The sequence below is a fragment of the Coleofasciculus sp. genome (assembly GCF_046565525.1).
Lineage (GTDB): Bacteria > Cyanobacteriota > Cyanobacteriia > Cyanobacteriales > Coleofasciculaceae > Coleofasciculus.
The window spans coordinates 100,376-119,256 of record NZ_JBKHUP010000008.1 but is presented as its reverse complement, the minus strand read 5'-3'; the positions used below and the strand labels follow the sequence as shown (position 1 = coordinate 119,256).

The 18,881-nt window shown below is 45.8% G+C and carries 17 protein-coding genes and 1 pseudogene; 12 read left to right on the top strand and 6 right to left on the bottom strand.

All coding sequences use genetic code 11. The annotated features are described in order from the left end of the window. Positions 1–344 precede the first annotated feature (344 nt). The 6 genes from ACLGGO_RS04640 to ACLGGO_RS04615 all read left to right on the top strand — a co-directional run bounded on the left by ACLGGO_RS04640 (position 345) and on the right by ACLGGO_RS04615 (position 7,386). Positions 345–1,481, top strand: coding sequence for a DegT/DnrJ/EryC1/StrS family aminotransferase (locus tag ACLGGO_RS04640; protein WP_446418437.1), 1,137 nt, complete (start codon positions 345–347; stop codon positions 1,479–1,481). Between the two features lie 48 nt (positions 1,482–1,529). Further along, the gene (locus ACLGGO_RS04635; protein WP_446418436.1) at positions 1,530–4,355 is read left to right on the top strand and encodes a hypothetical protein; all 2,826 of its coding nucleotides are present in this window, start codon (positions 1,530–1,532) and stop codon (positions 4,353–4,355) included. Positions 4,356–4,487: 132 nt separating this feature from the next. Then, positions 4,488–5,042, top strand: coding sequence for a pantetheine-phosphate adenylyltransferase (coaD, locus tag ACLGGO_RS04630; protein WP_446334935.1), 555 nt, complete (start codon positions 4,488–4,490; stop codon positions 5,040–5,042). After that, positions 4,949–5,662, top strand: a complete 714-nt coding sequence (locus tag ACLGGO_RS04625) for an ATP synthase F0 subunit B (protein ID WP_446334936.1) — start codon at positions 4,949–4,951, stop codon at positions 5,660–5,662. Before coaD ends, ACLGGO_RS04625 begins: the two co-directional genes overlap by 94 nt. A 198-nt stretch (positions 5,663–5,860) precedes the next feature. After that, positions 5,861–7,228, top strand: a complete 1,368-nt coding sequence (gene gor / locus ACLGGO_RS04620; RefSeq protein ID WP_446418435.1) for a glutathione-disulfide reductase — start codon at positions 5,861–5,863, stop codon at positions 7,226–7,228. 29 nt (positions 7,229–7,257) lie between these two features. Then, the gene (locus ACLGGO_RS04615; protein ID WP_446418434.1) at positions 7,258–7,386 is read left to right on the top strand and encodes a hypothetical protein; all 129 of its coding nucleotides are present in this window, start codon (positions 7,258–7,260) and stop codon (positions 7,384–7,386) included. A 142-nt stretch (positions 7,387–7,528) separates the two neighbouring features. On the opposite strand, the gene ACLGGO_RS04610 is transcribed toward ACLGGO_RS04615, so the two are convergent. Next, a complete protein-coding gene (locus ACLGGO_RS04610; protein ID WP_446418433.1) occupies positions 7,529–8,476 on the bottom strand; it encodes a pentapeptide repeat-containing protein in 948 nt (315 codons plus the stop codon). 116 nt (positions 8,477–8,592) lie between these two features. Here ACLGGO_RS04610 and ACLGGO_RS04605 point away from each other — a divergent pair, with 116 nt between their 5' ends. Then, a complete protein-coding gene (locus ACLGGO_RS04605; RefSeq protein ID WP_446418432.1) occupies positions 8,593–9,357 on the top strand; it encodes a hypothetical protein in 765 nt (254 codons plus the stop codon). Positions 9,358–9,467: 110 nt separating this feature from the next. Here the strand turns inward: ACLGGO_RS04605 and ACLGGO_RS04600 are convergent, their stop codons facing one another. Beyond that, entirely contained in the window at positions 9,468–9,866 is a 399-nt protein-coding gene (locus ACLGGO_RS04600; RefSeq protein WP_446334941.1) for a DUF6464 family protein, read from the bottom strand. Between the two features lie 257 nt (positions 9,867–10,123). Here ACLGGO_RS04600 and ACLGGO_RS04595 point away from each other — a divergent pair, with 257 nt between their 5' ends. Both ACLGGO_RS04595 and menD read left to right on the top strand, forming a co-directional pair. Beyond that, positions 10,124–10,342 (top strand): hypothetical protein, encoded by a 219-nt coding sequence (locus ACLGGO_RS04595; protein WP_446364105.1) that lies wholly within the window; start codon positions 10,124–10,126, stop codon positions 10,340–10,342. Between the two features lie 69 nt (positions 10,343–10,411). Then, positions 10,412–12,268, top strand: a complete 1,857-nt coding sequence (gene menD / locus ACLGGO_RS04590) for a 2-succinyl-5-enolpyruvyl-6-hydroxy-3-cyclohexene-1-carboxylic-acid synthase (protein WP_446418431.1) — start codon at positions 10,412–10,414, stop codon at positions 12,266–12,268. A gap of 309 nt (positions 12,269–12,577) precedes the next feature. On the opposite strand, the gene ACLGGO_RS04585 is transcribed toward menD, so the two are convergent. The 4 genes from ACLGGO_RS04585 to ACLGGO_RS04570 all read right to left on the bottom strand — a co-directional run bounded on the left by ACLGGO_RS04585 (position 12,578) and on the right by ACLGGO_RS04570 (position 15,917). Beyond that, complete coding sequence (locus tag ACLGGO_RS04585) at positions 12,578–13,219, bottom strand: vWA domain-containing protein (protein WP_446418430.1); 642 nt, start codon at positions 13,217–13,219, stop codon at positions 12,578–12,580. 79 nt (positions 13,220–13,298) lie between these two features. Continuing rightward, a complete protein-coding gene (locus ACLGGO_RS04580) occupies positions 13,299–14,366 on the bottom strand; it encodes a vWA domain-containing protein (RefSeq protein ID WP_446334947.1) in 1,068 nt (355 codons plus the stop codon). Positions 14,367–14,389: 23 nt separating this feature from the next. Continuing rightward, the gene (locus ACLGGO_RS04575) at positions 14,390–15,349 is read right to left on the bottom strand and encodes a vWA domain-containing protein (protein WP_446418429.1); all 960 of its coding nucleotides are present in this window, start codon (positions 15,347–15,349) and stop codon (positions 14,390–14,392) included. 166 nt (positions 15,350–15,515) lie between these two features. Beyond that, on the bottom strand, positions 15,516–15,917 hold the full coding sequence (locus tag ACLGGO_RS04570) for a peptide chain release factor 1 (RefSeq protein WP_446418428.1): 402 nt from the start codon (positions 15,915–15,917) through the stop codon (positions 15,516–15,518). Positions 15,918–15,946: 29 nt separating this feature from the next. On the opposite strand from ACLGGO_RS04570, the pseudogene ACLGGO_RS04565 reads away from it, so the two are divergent. The 3 genes and pseudogenes from ACLGGO_RS04565 to ACLGGO_RS04555 all read left to right on the top strand — a co-directional run. Then, positions 15,947–16,232: pseudogene (locus ACLGGO_RS04565) on the top strand (hypothetical protein); the annotation flags it as partial. A 301-nt stretch (positions 16,233–16,533) separates the two neighbouring features. Beyond that, positions 16,534–17,340: a glucose 1-dehydrogenase gene (locus tag ACLGGO_RS04560; RefSeq protein ID WP_446334962.1), complete on the top strand. Its 807-nt coding sequence runs from the start codon at positions 16,534–16,536 to the stop codon at positions 17,338–17,340. Between the two features lie 28 nt (positions 17,341–17,368). After that, a complete protein-coding gene (locus ACLGGO_RS04555) occupies positions 17,369–18,790 on the top strand; it encodes a hypothetical protein (RefSeq protein ID WP_446418427.1) in 1,422 nt (473 codons plus the stop codon). The last annotated feature ends 91 nt before the right edge of the window (positions 18,791–18,881 follow it).

Here is an 18,881-nt window from a genome sequence, read left to right as displayed (position 1 = left end):
GTATTGATGAGAGTCAATACTTTAAGGCTTCTGGATGAATGAAGAATCCCCCGTGTTTTCAACCGGGGGAGTGTCAATTGCAGCTAGCGTCGTTTAGCTTGTTGCTCAGCTTCTCCAGGGTTAAGCTGTCGTGCCTTTAAATTGGGTATTAGTCGCGAGCTTGCTGGCTCGCACTACAAGGATGAGAGCCATTATTGATATTAAGGTTTAAATGCCGAACAGCTTATCACTTTTGCCCACCCCCAGCCTCAAATCCATGGATTGAGGATAGTAAAAAATATGAGCAGGATTCCCTTTTGCCACAAAATTTGATTTATTGAATAAAAACGTCTAGGTGTAAGCGAGTGAATCACATTCCCCCTATTGATCTGGCACGACAGTATCAGCGCATTGAAAAACAAGTCAGTGCAGCTATTCAGGAGATACTCACCTCCGGACGTTACGTTGGTGGGCTTCCGGTTCAAGGCTTTGAGGAGCAATTTGCGGCGTACATGAATACCAGCGAATGCGTCGCCTGTAACTCTGGCACAGACGCCTTGTATCTGGCACTGCGAGCATTACAGATTGGAGCAGGGGATGAGGTGATTACTACACCCTTCACGTTTATCGCTACGGCGGAAGTGATTACCCGGGTGGGGGCGACACCCATTTTTGTGGACATTGATCCCCACACCTTTAATATTGACGTTGATCAGATTGCGGCGGCGATTACCCCGAAAACCAAAGCGATTCTGCCCGTTCATTTGTTTGGACAGCCTGTGGATATGACGGGGATTATGGACATCGCCCAGGCGCAGGGTTTGGCGGTAATTGAAGACTGCGCCCAAGCAACGGGGGCGGAATGGGCGGGACAAAAGGTGGGTAGCATTGGACATATTGGCTGTTTTAGTTTCTTTCCCACCAAGAATTTAGGGGCTTGTGGGGATGGAGGTGCCGTTATTACCAATGATCCAACCCTAGCGGCTACGATAAGAATGCTGCGAGAACATGGGATGCGCGATCGCTACCACCATGAAGCCACAGGGATTAATAGCCGTTTAGACGCCCTACAAGCGACCATTTTGCAAATCAAATTACAGTATCTTGATCAGTGGAATCAGGTTCGTTCTCAGATTGCTGATCAGTATCACCAGTTATTAAAACCTGTTCCGGGAATCGTTTTACCTCAAGAAACTCCAGGAAGCTATGCTGTCTGGAATCAGTACACGATTCGCTTAAACAAAGACAGCCGCAGCAGTGGATATCGAGATCAAGTCCGCCAAAACCTGCAACAGGTGGGCATTATTTCAATGGTTTATTACCCCCTACCCTTGCACTTGCAGTCGGTTTATCAGAGCTTAGGGTATCAAATGGGTGATTTTCCGGTTGTTGAGCAAGTGTGTCACCAGGTTTTGTCTCTACCTATATTTCCAGAATTGTCCTTTGAGGAACAGCAACAGGTTGTCTATGGTTTAAAAGATTGTTTGAGTAGTGTAGTTTAATAAAATTAGCTTGGGTGAGTGAAGGCATCCCAATGCCAAATTAAAATTATGGCGTGGGACTTATCGCTCCCCCAAACTCCCTCTAAAGTTAATTTTGTGCGAGTTGTTCTCGTCTACCTCACCCATGTCGGTGGATTGTTGACCATCTGTTTGTTTATTCACAGATGGATACCTACTCTCAGGGAACCCCTCTGGGCGACTCTATTCTTGGCGCTGATGGTGGCAGAATGGAATCTTAGCACAGGGCAAACTGTAGAGCAAAATCCCCAATCCCCTATTGTCAAACAAATGGGGTATCGCAGTTGCTGGCATCTGGGTTTTGTGCTAGCCGGACTCAGTTATGTCTTGCTAGCCGATGAGATTTTTACTGACCTATTTTTTGTTCCCGCTTCCACGCCACCGTGGGGACTCTTATGGCTGTTAACCCCTTTAAGCTTAACCGACATTGCCAGCCGAAGTACGCGATCGCGAACAGGGGGCAAAGAGGCTAATTCTTTCTCCAGAGCGTCACTCAGGGATTCCCTGATTAGTCCTTGGTCATCGGTAGAAAACACTGACTTAGGTTCAGATTCTACTAACAATCAGGGGCTAAACTCAAGGCAAATTCAACTATTTTGGTGGAGTGGGATCGGCTTATTTCTCGTCCAAGGGTTAACCCTATTCCAAGGGGACATCAGACTCATCGGCTTAGGTGTCGCCACGTTTGTGATGTTCATCAATAGCTGTTATTTAAAGCAAGCCTTAGCCGCCGCGATCACGATTGGATTTGCCCTGAGTTTTGGTGTGGCACGTCTTTCCCAAGGAATTCCGGGATTGTCCTCCCTCTCCCCAGCCGATTGGTATTGGGTTGGCGCGATCGCAATTTTCGGATTATGGCTGCTACGTGCTGGCTTAACGCCCCAGGCTAGCACACTAGCTCAATTGTACGCTCAAGCCTGCGATCGCTGGGCAATTGCTCTATCTACGACGGAACTCGGACTGCTGACGCTCTCGAGCGCCAATATGTATTTAGAATTCATTCCATCCAGTTGGCAGTACCTGAGTGCATCAATGCTCATTGGCGGTGCTATTTTTTATCGGTACTGGCAATCTTTTCCCAAATTTAGTATTTACGGCATTAGCTGGGCAATAGAATTGACCATAGCCAACGCTATTGTACTCCTTAAGGGTTCATCCTTAATCCTCGGCGCAGCGAACATTATTCTGGCAGTTATGACACTAGTCTTCAATCGTTGGTGGCATACCCGTTTAGGCGGGGCGTCTGAGAGGTGGGGAGAAAATAGGCGGGATGTACTGGACTCTTTACCCTTAGTTTATGCCCTCGTTGGCATTAATTTGCGCTTTTCTTATTTCACTCCCTATACCGGGTTGCTCACCCTAGGTGCAGCTTTAACGGGCATCATCGTAGGGCGTCGCCGTCTTCCAAGAAAAGGCATCACCTATCTTTTCCTGGTAGGTATTTCCCTTGCCTGGTACGAACTGGTCATTTATACCTTGATTGGTATTAGTTTACACTTTTTTTATTTCACCCCCTATACCGGGTTGATTACCCTAGGTGCGGCTTTAATTGGTATCAGTGTAACCTATCACCGTCCTCAAGCCAAAGGGATCATCTATCTTTCCTTGGCAGGTATTTCCCTGGGTTGGTATGAACTGGTGATTTATCAAATACTGCAAGCCGATGGGGTAAATCCTGGGGATAGCTTTATTATTTTAGCGGCGATCGCGGCTGTCATCTGCTGTATTTATCGTTCACTCGCCTGGGTTTTGCGTTGGCAAAGCCTGTTCCGAAGGAACGCATCGCGCGATCGGGCTACACTTTTCCATATCAGCGTCACCCAAATCGAAATGACTGCCCACATTCACTGGGCAATGGGTAGTATCTTGATGGTTCTAGCCGCTGGGATGTCTGTGGGAACCCCACCTAACCTAATGGGATTCCTAGGGCTTGTCATCAGTTTGATACTGGCTAGTTATGCGTTTTTCCAAGGAAATTTACGAGTTCAACAACGCCAGTTTTCTTCATTTTCCAGACGCGCCATGGTACGTCTTTACAGGGCTTACTCACCTTATCACTTTTGGATATACGCCGGATTAACTGAGGTTGTCGCCATTGGGATCTATGGGCGTTTGATCTGGACATTGAGCCTACTCGATCCCTGGAGATCTATCATTGCAAGTTTATTCGCGATCGCGGTTTATCAAACTCCCTGGTGGCGGTGGGGATGGAATGGAAAGCCTTGGCAACAATATGCCACGATCTTGCCTCTTGTGAGTGTTTTGCTCAATCCCCAAACCCTCTCTTCTATTAATTTACTGGTTCTTGCCTGTTTTTATGCCTGGATCACCAACCGCCAATCTAATTTACGTTGGACATACGTAAGTTTATTTTTCATCGATTGGGCAATCTGGCGCGTTTTGCAAAGCCAACAGGTTACTGAACCCTTAGCGTATGCTGCCGTAATTGGTTATTTTTTCCTCTACGTCGCCCAAGTTGATCCAGAATTAAGATTACCGCAAAAACGGAACCTGCGTCACTACCTCCGCTTACTGGGTAGCGGCATCATCTGTTTGGTAGCGTTAGGGTTTTATCAAAACATTGGACTTATTCCTGGAATCATTAGTCTAGTGGCTATTTTCGCTGGATTAGGATTGCAAATCCGGGCATTTTTAATAGTGGGAACAGTCACATTTATCTTCACAGTCTTTTACCAGCTAGTTGGGTTAAGTTTGTCCTATCCGCTCTCTAACTGGATTATTGGCATAATTGCTGGCATTATTTTTATCAGCATCGCCGCCAATGTTGCCAAGGGACGTGAGCCAATTCTTGACCGGGTTCTAGACTGGATCGATCAATGGCAAGAATGGGAGTAGTCTAAGCTGACGCAATCCCCTGTGAGATCAGAAGCCCACGACATAGCGTAAGCTTGGCGCTGGGTAGTTCACCTATCGCATTAAATGCATAACAGCTTATAATTCCTCAGTACCTCTCCAGATGTCTCTGTCGTGATTGCAATTTATCCAGGCAGCTTCGATCCGATCACTCTAGGACACCTCGATATCATTGAGCGTAGCTGTAAGCTCTTTGAAACCGTCATTGTTGCCGTACTCCGCAACCCGAGTAAATCGCCATTGTTTACAATACAAGAGCGAGTGCAACAGATTCGCGGCTGTACCCAACATCTATCGAATGTGGAAATCGATAGCTTCACCGGTTTAACGGTGGACTATGCCAAACTCAAGAATGCTCAAGTCTTACTGCGGGGACTACGGGTGCTATCAGACTTTGAGAAAGAACTCCAGATGGCGCATACTAATCAAACCCTCTGGGATGAAATAGAGACCGTTTTTCTCGCCACGTCTAACGAGTACAGTTTTTTAAGTAGTAGCGTAGTGAAAGAGATTGCCAAATTTGGCGGATCTGTTGACCATCTTGTTCCCCCGCAGGTTGCCCTAGATATTTGCCGATGTTACGCCCAGAGTCATCCCGCCTTGAACCCGATAAACTCCCAGAACCCAACCCCCCAGAGAAACGCCTTTCCTCTGGAACCCCCGATTTAGATATCCAGCGAGAACTCACTAAGCTAGAGGATATGCTGTTTGATAGCCCGCACATCCCGTTGACCAAGTACACTTTGATTGATGAAGAGGCGTTTTTGACTCAATTGGATGTGGTGCGGGCAAGTCTACCGGAGGCGTTTGAGGCAGCGAAAAAGATTATCCACCAAGGGGAAGATATTCTCCTGCAAACAGAAGACTATGCCCAAGAAATCCTAGAAGCCGCTGAACGACAGGCTCAACAAATTCTGGATGACATGGGGATTGTGCAACAGGCAGAACTCGAAGCCAAGCAAATCCGGCAACGGGTTCAGCAAGAGTGTGAAACGCTGCAACAACAAACTCGCACTGAAATTGAACAGATGCGCCGACAAGCCCAGCAGGAATTGGCACAACTGCGCCAACTCGCACTCGAAGAATGCGAAGATATTCAAAACGGTGCGGATGACTATGCTGATTCTGTACTTAATAGTATTGAGCAACAGCTTGCTGATATGCTGAGGGTGATTCGCAATGGACGTCAACAACTTTACCAGAACGTACAACCCAAACAACCGCAGGAAAAAGATGGGATTGGCGGATCTGAGTCTCGTTCATCCTCAACATCACCGAAAAAGAAGTAATGTCTTCAAATGAGCGTTTATGGTGGATCAGAGGCGATATCGGATCAACCTCTAGATAGGTCGATGGAAATCAACTGGACTATCCTGAAAAAGGACAAATGACAAATGAAGATCCTCACTATTTACTGGAATTTTGCCGACCTACCAAACTATTGATAGTTTAAGTTTTTAGCCGATATAACGGGAGTTGAGCCAGTTATGAGTTACGATTTTGATCTGTTTGTTATTGGTGGCGGTTCCGGCGGAATTGCCACAGCACGACGAGCAGCCCAGTATGGGGCAAAGGTAGGAGTAGCCGAATTCAGTCGTTTGGGAGGAACCTGTGTAAATCGCGGCTGTATTCCCAAAAAACTGATGGTTTATGCCTCTCATTTTCCGGAGGTGTTTGAAGAGGCACAAGGGTATGGCTGGAGTGCTGTACAAAGTACCCTTGACTGGCATAAAATGATCGAGGCGGTGCAAAAGGAACTAGAACGCCTCAATGGGGTTTACTTGCGGATGTTGGATAATTCCCAAGTGCAACTGTTTCGGGGTTATGCCAAGTTTGTTGACCCTCATACATTAGAGATTTTTGAGACTCAAAACGATAGTACCGCGTCGCAAAAAGTGAGTGCGGATAAAATTTTGATTGCTGTGGGTGGACAGCCGGTTAAACCCAATATTCCCGGTATAGAACATGCCATTATCTCCGATGATATGTTCCTACTTAAGGAGCAACCGAAGCGAGTGGTGATTCTCGGCGGTGGCTACATCGGTGTGGAATTTGCCTGTATTATGCATGGCTTGGGTTCTGAAGTGACCCAGATTATCCGCAAAGAGAAGATTTTGCGGGGGTTTGATGATGATATTCGGACTCAAATCCAAGAGGGAATGCAGGAACACGGTATCCGGATTTTAGAGGGTAGCGTACCGACAGCGATTGAAAAGACAGGAGATGGACTGAAGGTTACAGTTTGCGGTAAGCATGAGGAAACCGTAATTGGGGATATCTTTCTCGCCGCCACGGGACGCCAGCCGAATCTCCAGAATCTAGGACTGGAGAAGGCTGGAGTCGATGTAGCTCAAGATGCGATCGCGGTGGATGAGTATAGCCGGACTTCTGTCCCCCATATTTATGCCGTTGGGGATTGCACGGATCGGATTAATTTGACGCCAGTTGCGATTAACGAAGGGCGTGCTTTTGCCGATACGGAGTTTGGCGGCAAATCCCGGATTATGAGTTATGAAAATGTCCCCTCTGCCGTATTTAGTACCCCAGAAGCTGCAACGGTGGGGTTAACCGAAGCCCAAGCTAGGGAAAAGTATAGGGATGGGGTTAAAGTCTATCGCGCCCGTTTCCGCCCCTTGTACCATACTCTGACCGGTCGAGAGGAACGGGTCATTGTGAAGTTAGTGGTTGACGAAAGCACCGATAAAGTGCTAGGAGCGCACATGGTTGGAGCATCAGCGGCTGAGATTATTCAGGGCGTTGCGATCGCGCTGAAAATGGGAGCGACAAAAGCCGATTTTGATGCTACCGTTGGCATTCATCCCTCGACCTCTGAGGAGTTTGTTACCTTGCGGTGACGTGAACGATGAATGATGAACCATAAATCATGAACCATTGGCGTCTGATTACTACCATTTTCCTGATGCTACTTTCACCCGTGGCTACAGTTAACCTCAACGCTGTAGCCACAGCAGTGACTCATCTTCTCAAAGATGGGGATACAGTACGCCATTGAGTGGCATTGATATTTACTCTTGTTCAAGAAAAAAGGGTTAAACCCTTTTATACCCTTGCACCGCTATCAGGGAAAATGTGCTATGGCTCCCCCAGCTCCCCCAGCTCCCCCAGCTCCCCCAGCTCCCCCAGCTCCCTATTGCCTAAAACAATTCTGGACGTGCCTCCAAGGACGGATTGTTATCCGTCATGGCGCAATTTGGAGCGGCTACTGTGCCATCAGGAAGCCTTGTTCGACACAACTGCGCTCCCTGCAAATTGACACCTGTTGCTCCCCGCAGATCCGTTTCAATGAGTTTTGCTCCCGTCAAATTAGCGCCACTTAAATTAGCTTCACTGAGATTTGCCCCATTGAAATTGACATTGGTTAAGTCCGCTAATGTCAAATTGGCTCGAACAAGATTGGTATTGCTTAAATCAGCATTTGTCATTCTCGCCGAGGAAAAATTTCCTAAACTTAGAGTTGATCCACTCAAGTTTGCCCCATAGAGGATAACATAAGAGGCAAACGCACCCTCCAAACTAGCATCAACGATTTGAGCGCCACTCAAATTAGTATCGTACAACCGAGCGCCTCTAAAATTGGCATTGACTAAAATAGCACGAGTCAAGTTAGTATAATCTAGCTTGGCATCGCTCAGATTTGCCCCAGTGAGATTGGCGGGAACTTCTGTAACAATTGCCCGACTCACCGAGGTTCTAGGACTTAAGTTGGCAGCGCTGAGATCAACACCGCCTAAATTGGCTCCTCTGAGGTCAGCCGATCTCAAATCACAACCGACTAAACTGGGTCGATTTTGCCTGGGCAAAACATAGGCTCGTTCGAGACGCCTGTCGTATTCAGTTATTTCACTCAAATTGGCACCGGGAGCTTGTCTGGCTCGCTGGCATTGTTGTTGAAAGTCCCGCTTAAAGTTTTCTCGAAACTGGGCGTTAGCCGGTAGTGCTGCACCACCTAAACCGAGGACTAGGTAAAATCCTAGGAGTTTGATGATTGACCGAAACAGGGGATGTTTATTCACGACTCTTGAGTCACTATTAACATTTAACTCTAGTTTGAATGATAATTCACTGTTGTAGAAACGTTGCATGCAACGTCTCTACTTAACCAGGGCGGGTTTTACTGTCAAATGATAGATGATATGGGGTCTTTGTTCTTTTAGAGTAGAAATGACAACCACCATAATGTATAAAAATTAACTGAAATATGGCAGCACAGTGGAAAAACCGTTCATTTACAGACCAAATCAGTGACGCGATCGCAACCACCATTCAAGTCGCCACGTTTGCCACTCAGTTGGCGACCAAAGCTACGCAATCGGCGGCTGACACCATTACCAGCACAACTACGGCGGTAGGAAAAGCTGTTCGCCCTGCGGCTGTGCGATTCGTCGAACCGGGAACGGAAACAGTCGGCAAAATCGTGGCACCCATTGCAGAACATCCGCTGACTAAATATGCAGCCAAAGTTCCAGGGATTAACTTGCTCGTTGCTGCACTGGGTCAAGTGGATTTAGAACAAGCTCAAAAAGACGTAGACAAGCTGCGACAGGATTACCCCTTTGACACATCCGAACAGCTTGCTCATCGGCTGATGGTGGATACCGCGATCAAAGGAGGTAGGCTGGGATTAATCACCAACTTTATGCCACCTTTAGCCCTTGCCTTGTTTGGGATTGAGCTAGCAGCGGTGACAGCCCTCCAAGCACAGATGGTTTATCGCATTGCGGCGGCTTATGGCTTTTCGCTCAAAGAACCAACGCGACGTGGTGAAGTTCTAGCGATTTTTGGTTTATCTGTAGGAGGTTCCGGAGTTCTCAAAGGTGGGTTGAGTTTTGTGGAAATTCTGCCGGTCATTGGTGCAGCCGTGGGAGCTTCTAGTAACGCGGCGCTCATTTATTCCCTCGGATTCATTGCTAGCCAGTTTTATGACGAAAAAAGAAACTCATTAACTCAATCGTCGGTTCATTAACCGATGAAAAAAGTTCCCCCCGCTTCCAGATGCTTCTTGCATCATGTCTGGAACATTGCTCCCCCGCCACACTTAGTAGAAGTTAGCGGCGGGAGTTATAAAATTTAGCTTCAGTGACTTTTTCGATACGTGATGTCAGGGTCACTCAGATTTTGTTCAATGGGTTCGTAGTAACGGCAAGACTGGCAAGGACCATCTGGATTGACAGCACAACGCACCAGTTCAGAATTCGCATTATATTGACAACTCCCATCGCCAAGCACCCAGCGCCCATCGACCAAACTTTTCTCCGTTGGGCGGGGCGCCGATTGGACGTAAAGGGCAATTTTGTGCAAACGATAGCGCCCAGATTTTAGGAGATAGCGATGGCGACGCTCCAGGACAGCGTAGGTTTGACCGTTATAGTCCAGATAATTACCGGGTTGGGGAGTCCAATTTAGTCGGATATTACCCAGACTCTGACGCGATTGCGTCAGGATTAGCTCTGCAGGAAGAGAATCTGGCTCCATAGTAATAGGTGTGATGATGACTACACTTGGATGGTATCGCAATCAACGCGATCGCAAATCCCACTTCCGTTATTTATTATTCGTCATTCGTCCCCCCGGCTCCTTGGCTCCTCCCTGCTTCTAGACGTTCCACGCCTTACGTCTCTAAATCCCCTGCTCCCCTAGCCGTATTGGGGTGTGGGGTCTGACCCATATCCCTCAAATCCTGAGGATGATTCATACTTGGATGAAAGTGTTGAGTCAATCCAACAGTCGATATGCAAATTCCAGTGAGACTTCTACCCGGTGCCCTATCCGATTTATTCGCTCAAGCTACCAGTTCTGGTAAAATTACACTCGCTGACCGATACGGAATAATGGCGGCATTGCTAGAAGAGTCGCTGACTGATGAAGAGAGGGACTCCCTAGAACGGTTACTTCGTGCATTTCGCCGAGGACGGATGCAGGTGGTAGATGAGATTTCTTCACTGGGATAAATAGTCATGATTTAGTTATCGCATCCTCAAAGCCTCAATGAGTAGACGCTTCTGCTAGTATAAGATGCGATGCTAATTGACTTTCGTAATACCAATACCGTCTGGGCTTCTATACTGGTGGAAACGTTAACGCGGTTGGGATTAACCACAGCCGTCTTATGTCCCGGTTCACGTTCCACTCCGCTTACCGTTGCTTTTGCACAACACAGCCAAGTTGAGGCAATTCCCATTCTCGATGAACGCTCGGCTGCCTTTTTTGCCTTGGGACTTGCCCGAAAATCGGGGCTACCGGTGGCGTTGGTTTGTACTTCCGGGACAGCCGGAGCGAATTTCTACCCGGCTATTATCGAAGCACGGGAAAGCCGCGTTCCTCTATTGATTTTAACCGCAGACCGTCCACCTGAACTGCGAGATTGTCATTCTGGGCAAACCATTGACCAAGTGAAACTCTATGGCAATTATCCCAACTGGCAAACCGAATTAGCCGTACCGTCTGTGGAAATCTCGATGCTGAGATATCTGCGACAAACCATGATTCACGCCTGGGAGCGATCGCGCTTTCCGGTTCCTGGTATAGTTCATTTAAATTGCCCTTTCCGTGATCCTCTGGCACCCATTCGTGATCCAGCCGTCACTCCTTTAAAATCCCAATTCCAGGCTGACGATTTCTTTGCCGCTATTACTCCTGCGCCTCTACACCCCTGTCCCCCTGCACCTGTGCACCCCATTCCCTACTCAGACTGGCAAGAGTGCGATCGCGGTTTAATTATTGCAGGTCTAGCGCAACCCCACAACCCCAAAGCCTATTGTCATGCAATTTCCCAACTTTCGCAAGCCCTAAACTTTCCCCTATTAGCGGAAGGGCTTTCACCGCTAAGAAACTACGCTCACCTCAATCCTTATCTCATTTCCACCTACGACTTAATTCTGCGGAATCGCCAACTCGCTCAACAACTTACACCCACTATCGTCATTCAAATTGGTGAACTGCCCACAAGTAAAGAACTGCGGACTTGGTTAGATCATTGTCAACCCCAACGCTGGATCATTGATCCGAGTCATCATAACTTAGATGCCCTGCATGGGAAAACCACTCATCTGCGGATTCCTATCGAAGAAATTGGGCAATGGATAACAACGAATAAGACACAAAATCAGACTGTAGGGGCGGGTTTAACGGATAACGTTGTTGACAAAACCGATAACGGAACTAAACCCGCCCCGATAGAGGAACAGGGGAAAGCTGGATCACAACAAAACCCATATTACCTGGAAAAATGGTGTGACGCAGAAACCCAAGTCAGGGCAGCCGTTGATCAGAAAATGGCAGAAATGCCTCAATTATTTGAAGGAAAAGCCTCCTGGTTACTCTCTCAATATTTACCAGCAGGGACACCATTATTTATTGCCAATAGTATGCCCGTGAGGGATGTAGAATTTTTTTGGTCTCCAGGAAATACAGAGATTCAACCGTGGTTTAATCGGGGAGCTAATGGAATTGATGGAACTTTATCGACAGCCTTAGGGATTGCTCACCGGAATCAAAGTGCCGTGATGCTAACGGGAGACTTAGCCTTATTACATGATACCAATGGTTTTTTGCTCAACAAGAAGTTTATCGGTCATCTAACCATTATCTTAATCAATAATAACGGGGGTGGTATTTTTGAAATGTTACCTATTTCTCAATTTTACCCACCCCTTGAAGAATTCTTTGCCACACCCCAAAGCATCAACTTTGCTCAATTATGTCTGACCTATGGTGTAGAACATCAGCTAATTCAGTCTTGGCAGCAATTGCAGCAGTTACTGAATCCATTACCCAATCAAGGGATTCGAGTCTTAGAGTTGCCCACGAATCGCAAAGCTGACGCCATTTGGCGGCAAAAGTATCTAGGGCAATTTGCGATAAATCCGGCAACTTGACGCTTAATTCTTGTTCGTAGTCAGGGATGCGAACTCTTAAACTGAAGTTCCACCATACAGATGTACGACAGGCTTATCCGAGCAGTATTGACCCGCCAACAGTCTCTTAGGGGAGGGGTCATACCAAATCCGGGTTAGCCACCCCCTTTATAATCTAGTCCGCGCAGGCGGACGAAAGTTTGTGTAGCAGCGATTTCAATCGCCTCCTCTTACTGTCCCCCCTCTCGTTCCCAGGCTGAGCCTGGGAACGAGAGGGGGGAGGCTCTGCCTCCCGTAATAGAATTCAGTATAAGATGCTGTGGAGTAGTCTTAAGGAACAATGGTGATACCTTGGGGTGGAGGAGGTAGATTAATCGGCTGATTATCTGCCATCACCTGAGCGACACTTTGGGATGTTTGCTTCACCGATTGAGACACCCATTTGAAAAAGTGCTTCAGCGTATCGGGCTGGAGATTATCAAGTTTGACGACAATTTCTGTAATCTTCTTGAGCAGATATTCGTCTGCACCTGAACCGGCAGCACAGGCAATAATATTCGCGGGTTTTTTCTGTTTTAGTTCCTTTGCTGCATTTTCCCAAGTATCAGTAGGCATCCCATCTGTCATTAGAAATACTAACGGTTTCCAGTCGCCTTTTTTAGTTTCGCTCGCTTTTTGAACTTCTTTATCAAAGCATTGGGATAAAAGTCTCAGGGCGGCTCCCATAGAGGTAGCACCACTAGCCGAGAAATGGGGCGGTTGGAATGTCATCAGTTCGGTTAGAGGACACACTTGTTGAGCTGTACTTTCAAAGGTAATCACTGACAGGTAAGCCGTTTCTAACGCATAGGGTTCACTTTTTAACTCGGCAACAAGTGCCTTAACTCCCTGGTTAACGGCTTCAATCGGATCACCCGACATAGAACCAGAGCAATCTAGGACAAGATAGACGGGTAAACGACGCGATGACATTTTTTTCTCCTGTTTAATTCGACTCAGTTTGAAATCTTCGGAAAATAAATATTAAGGGCGTTACTTAATATCAACCCTTCTAGGTGGATGAAATAACAGTTTGACGAATTCGTTGACCATACACTTCCAGTTCAAACCACTGAGAATTGGCTGGAATGGAAACAGATACTTTAGCTGGCAATCCATCTGTATATTTTTTGACAATTTTACCCGTATCATCGTAAATAATACCTGTGGAGGCAACAATCTGATTTTCATCAACGACTTCTGCAAATATCTGTAAGAGTGCTTGCATTTCCGTCGCTATTTTATAATCCCAGATATCGACATCAGTGCCTGTATCCAGATCATCTAATTCCTCAAGTTGACGCACATCAACGCCATATCCCACACCAATCAGAACCGCTTTGACATAATTTTGTTTGCCAGCGGCAATCTTTTGGGCGAGTTGAGTGGTATATTGTTTGACCTCCTCTAAATCATCAATTCTGCCATCCGTAATGAAAATGTACATCCCTCGTTTAGCATCAACAAAGCGTTCAACAAAATGTTTAAACGCTGGCGTCAAGATTGTGGTTTCACCAAAGGTAACCTTAGTCGGTCCATTAACATTAAGAGTAGAACATTCAGATTCCGTACAATCTCCTAATATTTCAATTTCTGCTCCGTTACCACAAGCCCAATAGATCACACTCGTCCCACCATCTACATCTAAGTTTCCGGCTAAATAGGCTGTAAATTGTTGGGCGAGAGGTTGAACGGTATTCGGTGTTGTCTTAAAATACCCTTTCTGGATTGCATCTTGATACGCTTCCTTTTTAAAGGATTTAACTCGGTTCCCATCTTCAAGGCGGGATTCCACCCATTGTTTTTTCTCATAATCCGCCATGACATCGGGTGGAACTTTTCCTTCCAGCTTGCGCCCATAAGGACCTTTCATGGAAGCACTAGCATCCAAGGCTACACCGGTTTTCCAGCCTTCAGCATCCTGTCCTTGAGGCTCCATCAGAATAGTAAATACAACTTGCAATTCCTCCCCTGTATTGCTAACATTGACTTCCCCAAATTCTTTAGCCACAATATTACTGGGAAGTTGTTGACGGCGAAGGGAGTTGGGTCGGTTAGAAGGTTGACCAGATCTCGTCATTTTATTTCCTCACCAGACATGATTTAAGGTTGTGATAAAGCTTCAGAAATATCTTGAGTGACAGTTCCTCCCGGAAATTCTAAGGTAAATGAATTTGATCCGGCTGGCATCGTGAATCGCAGCAATGCAGGAACGCCATCAGCATATTCCTGGCAAATTTTTCCCCCTTGATTTAAGATTCGACCTGACCCAATGACAATCATGTCTTCGGAAACCAGTTCTTTGAAAACTTGCTCTAGTTTATTCATGTCACTGGCTAACTGATGATCCCAGAGGTCAATACTTTGTCCAAAACTATCCGTAATGCCACTCCCCTCAAACATATCGTCAAGCTCATCCATTTGCCCTTCATCAACTTCATCGCCTATACCAATGAGAAACAGCTTCATAAAGGGTTTTTGTTTTTGGGAGATGGCTTGAGCATATTGAAAGCAGTATTTTTTGACATCGGCTAAGTCTTCAATAATTCCATCAGTCACGAATACACAAATAGCCGCTGGATTTTTAACGCCAAGTGCAGGTACATTTGTAAACTTGTCCACAAAAAGTCTTAACGGAGGCAATAATTTAGTTCCTCGTCCCCAGGGGAGTTTTTTAGGTCCAGCAATGGCAATGTTTTGGATGGTTTGATCATCAAATTCTCCTAATTCTTCGACTTTAGATCCATCTGGACTGCAAGCCCAGTAAATCACATCAACCTTGCCATTTGCGGAAAAATTAGCGAGAAAACTGACCATTGTCCGCGCTACGGGTTCGATAACATTAGGTGTGCTAGCACTAGCCGCCATCGCAAAAGCACCCCCCACGATACCGCTGACTCCATACATTTTTTTCATGGAGGCAGAACCATCAAGGGCGAGTCCCATTCTCGCGCCTTCAATATCAGGGACGGTGAGAATAGTGGCAACGATGTTTAAATCACCATTCGTTTGTTTATAAACATTAACTTCACCGAATGGCTCAACTACACTTTGTAACTGCATTTGCGAATTGCTCCTGTGTTTTTAGGTTTATATTTGTTTTCAACAACTACTTTTATCTCAGTCTATGAACAGTATTTTTTGTTTTAGGTAAACCCGATAAAGATAGTCTATATGAAAAATAGCCTAAGTCTATTGTTAATTTCCTTCTAATCTTGAACTCAGCTTGCTAACGCCAGTAGGGACGCCCTTTCCAAAATACGCCAACGAGAACAGCAACCACGTTTGCATAGCTTAAACTTACCAAGAAAGGAGGTAAAGGCAACAGTGATTTTAAGCCCAAAACTAGGGCTAAACAAGGAATTAATGCCCACAAGCTGCTACTGTTGATCAAAACGTGGGGATAAAACCGTTCCAGAACATAAACTGCGAGAACTCCAAACCCCACAGCTGCCATTAAGGAGATGATCATCCCTAAGGGAGGAGTATACAGGAACTGGAGCATCTCACGGATCGCAGGGGATTGGGTGAAGCCTAAGCCAATGATAATTTCGAGGACGATCGCGATCGCAACAGTAATCCCAGAGACTTCTAACAGCGATCGCCAGGGCAGAGATCGTAAGCGATACATGGAATTTATGCAGTTTTGGGTATCCTGCTATTCTACCGCTGTTTATTTTTAACGGGTTTCCAGTTCCCTTCGGTGTCGTCTACGCTCCCGGTCAGCGCTACCATCCTGCTATAGCAATCGCCATAGCGGTTAGGACGCATCATTTGGTAGAGACGCGCTTTTGAAGCGTCTCTACAACAGTTCGTTTGTCCTAATCGATGTGTCTACTGCTATATCATCGCCCAAGCTGCTGCCAGACTAGCCCAAATGTTTCGCGATCGCTTTTGGCTAGCATTAGGAAGCGCTCAATCACTCAACGAGCAAATTACTGGAGAGTGTTAATCCAGTGGCGCACAAACATCTTTGCCAGTCCAGTGTTGGCAGAATTCCGGATTCCTCAACAATTTGATGCCGCTGCAGAGAGAGTTTGTTAAACCGGAAGATATGTATAAATATGTGCGAATTTCTGCTGAATAAGAAAGTCCTAACCTTGATGGCGACAGCTCTATCGAAAGGTGGATTTATAGCTAGAGCATCAATGTTATCTTTGGATAACATTGATTTTTAATACTATGAAGCAAAAAAACATTGTCTGAAAATACAGGCTTTAGTTGCTTAAAATAAAGGTTTAGTCATGATGAAAGGTCTCAAAGGTAAAAACGCTCTCGTAACAGGTGCAAGTTCTGGAATTGGACGCGCGATCGCTATTCGTTTGGCTCAAGAAGGTGTCAATGTAGCCATTAACTATCGCAGCAGTCCCGAAGATGCCGCAGACACCGCAGAAAAGATGGATCAAGCTTGTGGTGAAATCAAAGGCTGTGGTGTTAAAGACTTACTAGTACAGGGCGATGTCTCAAAAGAAGACGATGTTTTTCAGATGATGGACACCGTTATTAACGAGTTAGGCGGACTCGATATTTTGATCAACAATGCAGGCATTCAAATGGAGAGTGCGGCACACGAAACAAAAATTGAGAGCTTTGATAAAGTCATTTCTGTTAATCTCCGAGGGGCTTATCTTTGCGCCCGTGAAGCCATTAAACATTTTTTAGACGGCAATAAAAAAGGTGTCATTATCAACATTTCTAGCGTTCATGAAATTATTCCCCGACCTTGCTATGTAAGTTATTCGGTTAGTAAGGGAGGAATGGGAAATTTAACAAAAACTCTGGCTTTAGAATACGCCTCCAAAGGAATTCGGGTGAATGGTATCGGACCTGGGGCAACGATTACCCCGATCAATGAAGCATGGATTAATGACCCTGAGGAAAAAGCCAACGTAGAAAGTCACATTCCGATGGGAAGAGCCGGAACTTCAGAAGAAATGGCAGCAGCGGTGGCTTTTTTGGCATCTGAGGAAGCTGACTATATCACCGGACAAACTCTATTTATTGATGGTGGGTTAACTCTTTATCACGACTTTAGCAAACCTTGGTCAGCCTGAAACTTGTGATTATAGCAGCCGTACATATATGTCATCCAAACTAGCTAGAAGAAAAACCTCTAACTCTGAACTAAGAACATCCTGGTTTGAACGCCTCATTGCTATCCTGGCTGTAGTGAATTTGCTTCTATTCTTTTTTGACCTGAGTTATATAACCTTACGTGACTTTTATCTAGAATTTTTTCCAGGATTGGTCAAAATTTATGACCCGGTTAAGGGTATTGAACCCCATCCGGAAACGCAAAACTATCTCAGCACAGTAAACGCACTGGAAGAAGAGGTTTCGCAAGCAGGATTGCAATCGCCGCAGTCAGAAAAATTACTAAAGGAATTGCAGCAACTTAGTCATCGACTCGTTGCAGACAATCCGTTCCAAGGAGCGAATAAAAGCAATACGCTAGAAAAAATTCAACAGAAAATGCGGACTCGTGTAGGAGAGGATTATGCTAGTGATGCCTTGAGGATATTTTGGAGTTCTGCGTATCTATCTCAGGCAGGATGGCAGGAATCTATTCAATTTTTCAATACAGAAGTTCGCTCCCTGATTGAGAGAAATTACTATCGAGATATTGGCAGATTTGGCGGTTTGGTTGATTATTTTTGGTTAATTGACTTACCTTTTATCATTCTATTTACCCTAGAAATTTTAGCACGAACCTACTATAGCAGTCGTCGCAAGCTCAAATTAAACTGGCTGGAAGCGATTTTGCGGCGGTGGTATGACCTTTTCTTGGTGCTTCCCTTCTGGCGGTGGTTGCGAGTTATTCCAGTAATCATTCGTCTCTATCAAACTGAGTTATTGAATCTGGAACCTTTTCGGAAGCAACTTAATTATGACTTTGCGATAAGTTTTGCTGAGGAAATTGCTGAAATTATCGGCGTTCAGGTGATTGACCAAATGCAAGAGTCAATTCAAAAGGGTGAAGTCGCACGCTGGCTGTTTTATCCTGAGTCTCGCCGACGTTATATTGAAGTGAATGAAACAAATGAGGTCAATGCGATCGCGACTCGCCTGGTTAATCTGAGTGTATATGAAGTTCTCCCTCAAGTCCAGCCAGATATAGAAGCTTTAGTCCATCACAGCCTGGAGAGTACCCTCAGCCAATCCGTTGTTTATCAGCAAATACGGAATGTGCCAGGGTTGAGTCACTTGCCTAATCAGTTAACAGAGGAATTGTCTAAAAACCTTTCTCAATCCGCTTACAACAACCTAGTCAAGGCTCTTGAAGATCCAGTGGGAGTAGAATTAACCAGCCGTCTGATGGGGAAATTCAAAGACGCGCTAGAGGCAGAATTACAGAAGAAGCAAAACCGTCAGCAAATTGAATCCTTACTTATAGATATGCTAGAGGAAATCAAACTTAACTACGTTAGGAGTGTTGCCGAAGGAGGAGTTGAAAAAGCCTTGGAGGAAGTTGATAATCTACATCGGAATCTTTATCAGGCGTAAGGGCTACATGGAATCTTACATGACAATAAGTTTTGAGTTTTGAGTTTTGAATGTGTAGGGGCGGGTTTTACTAATAACGCATCGGCTCAAA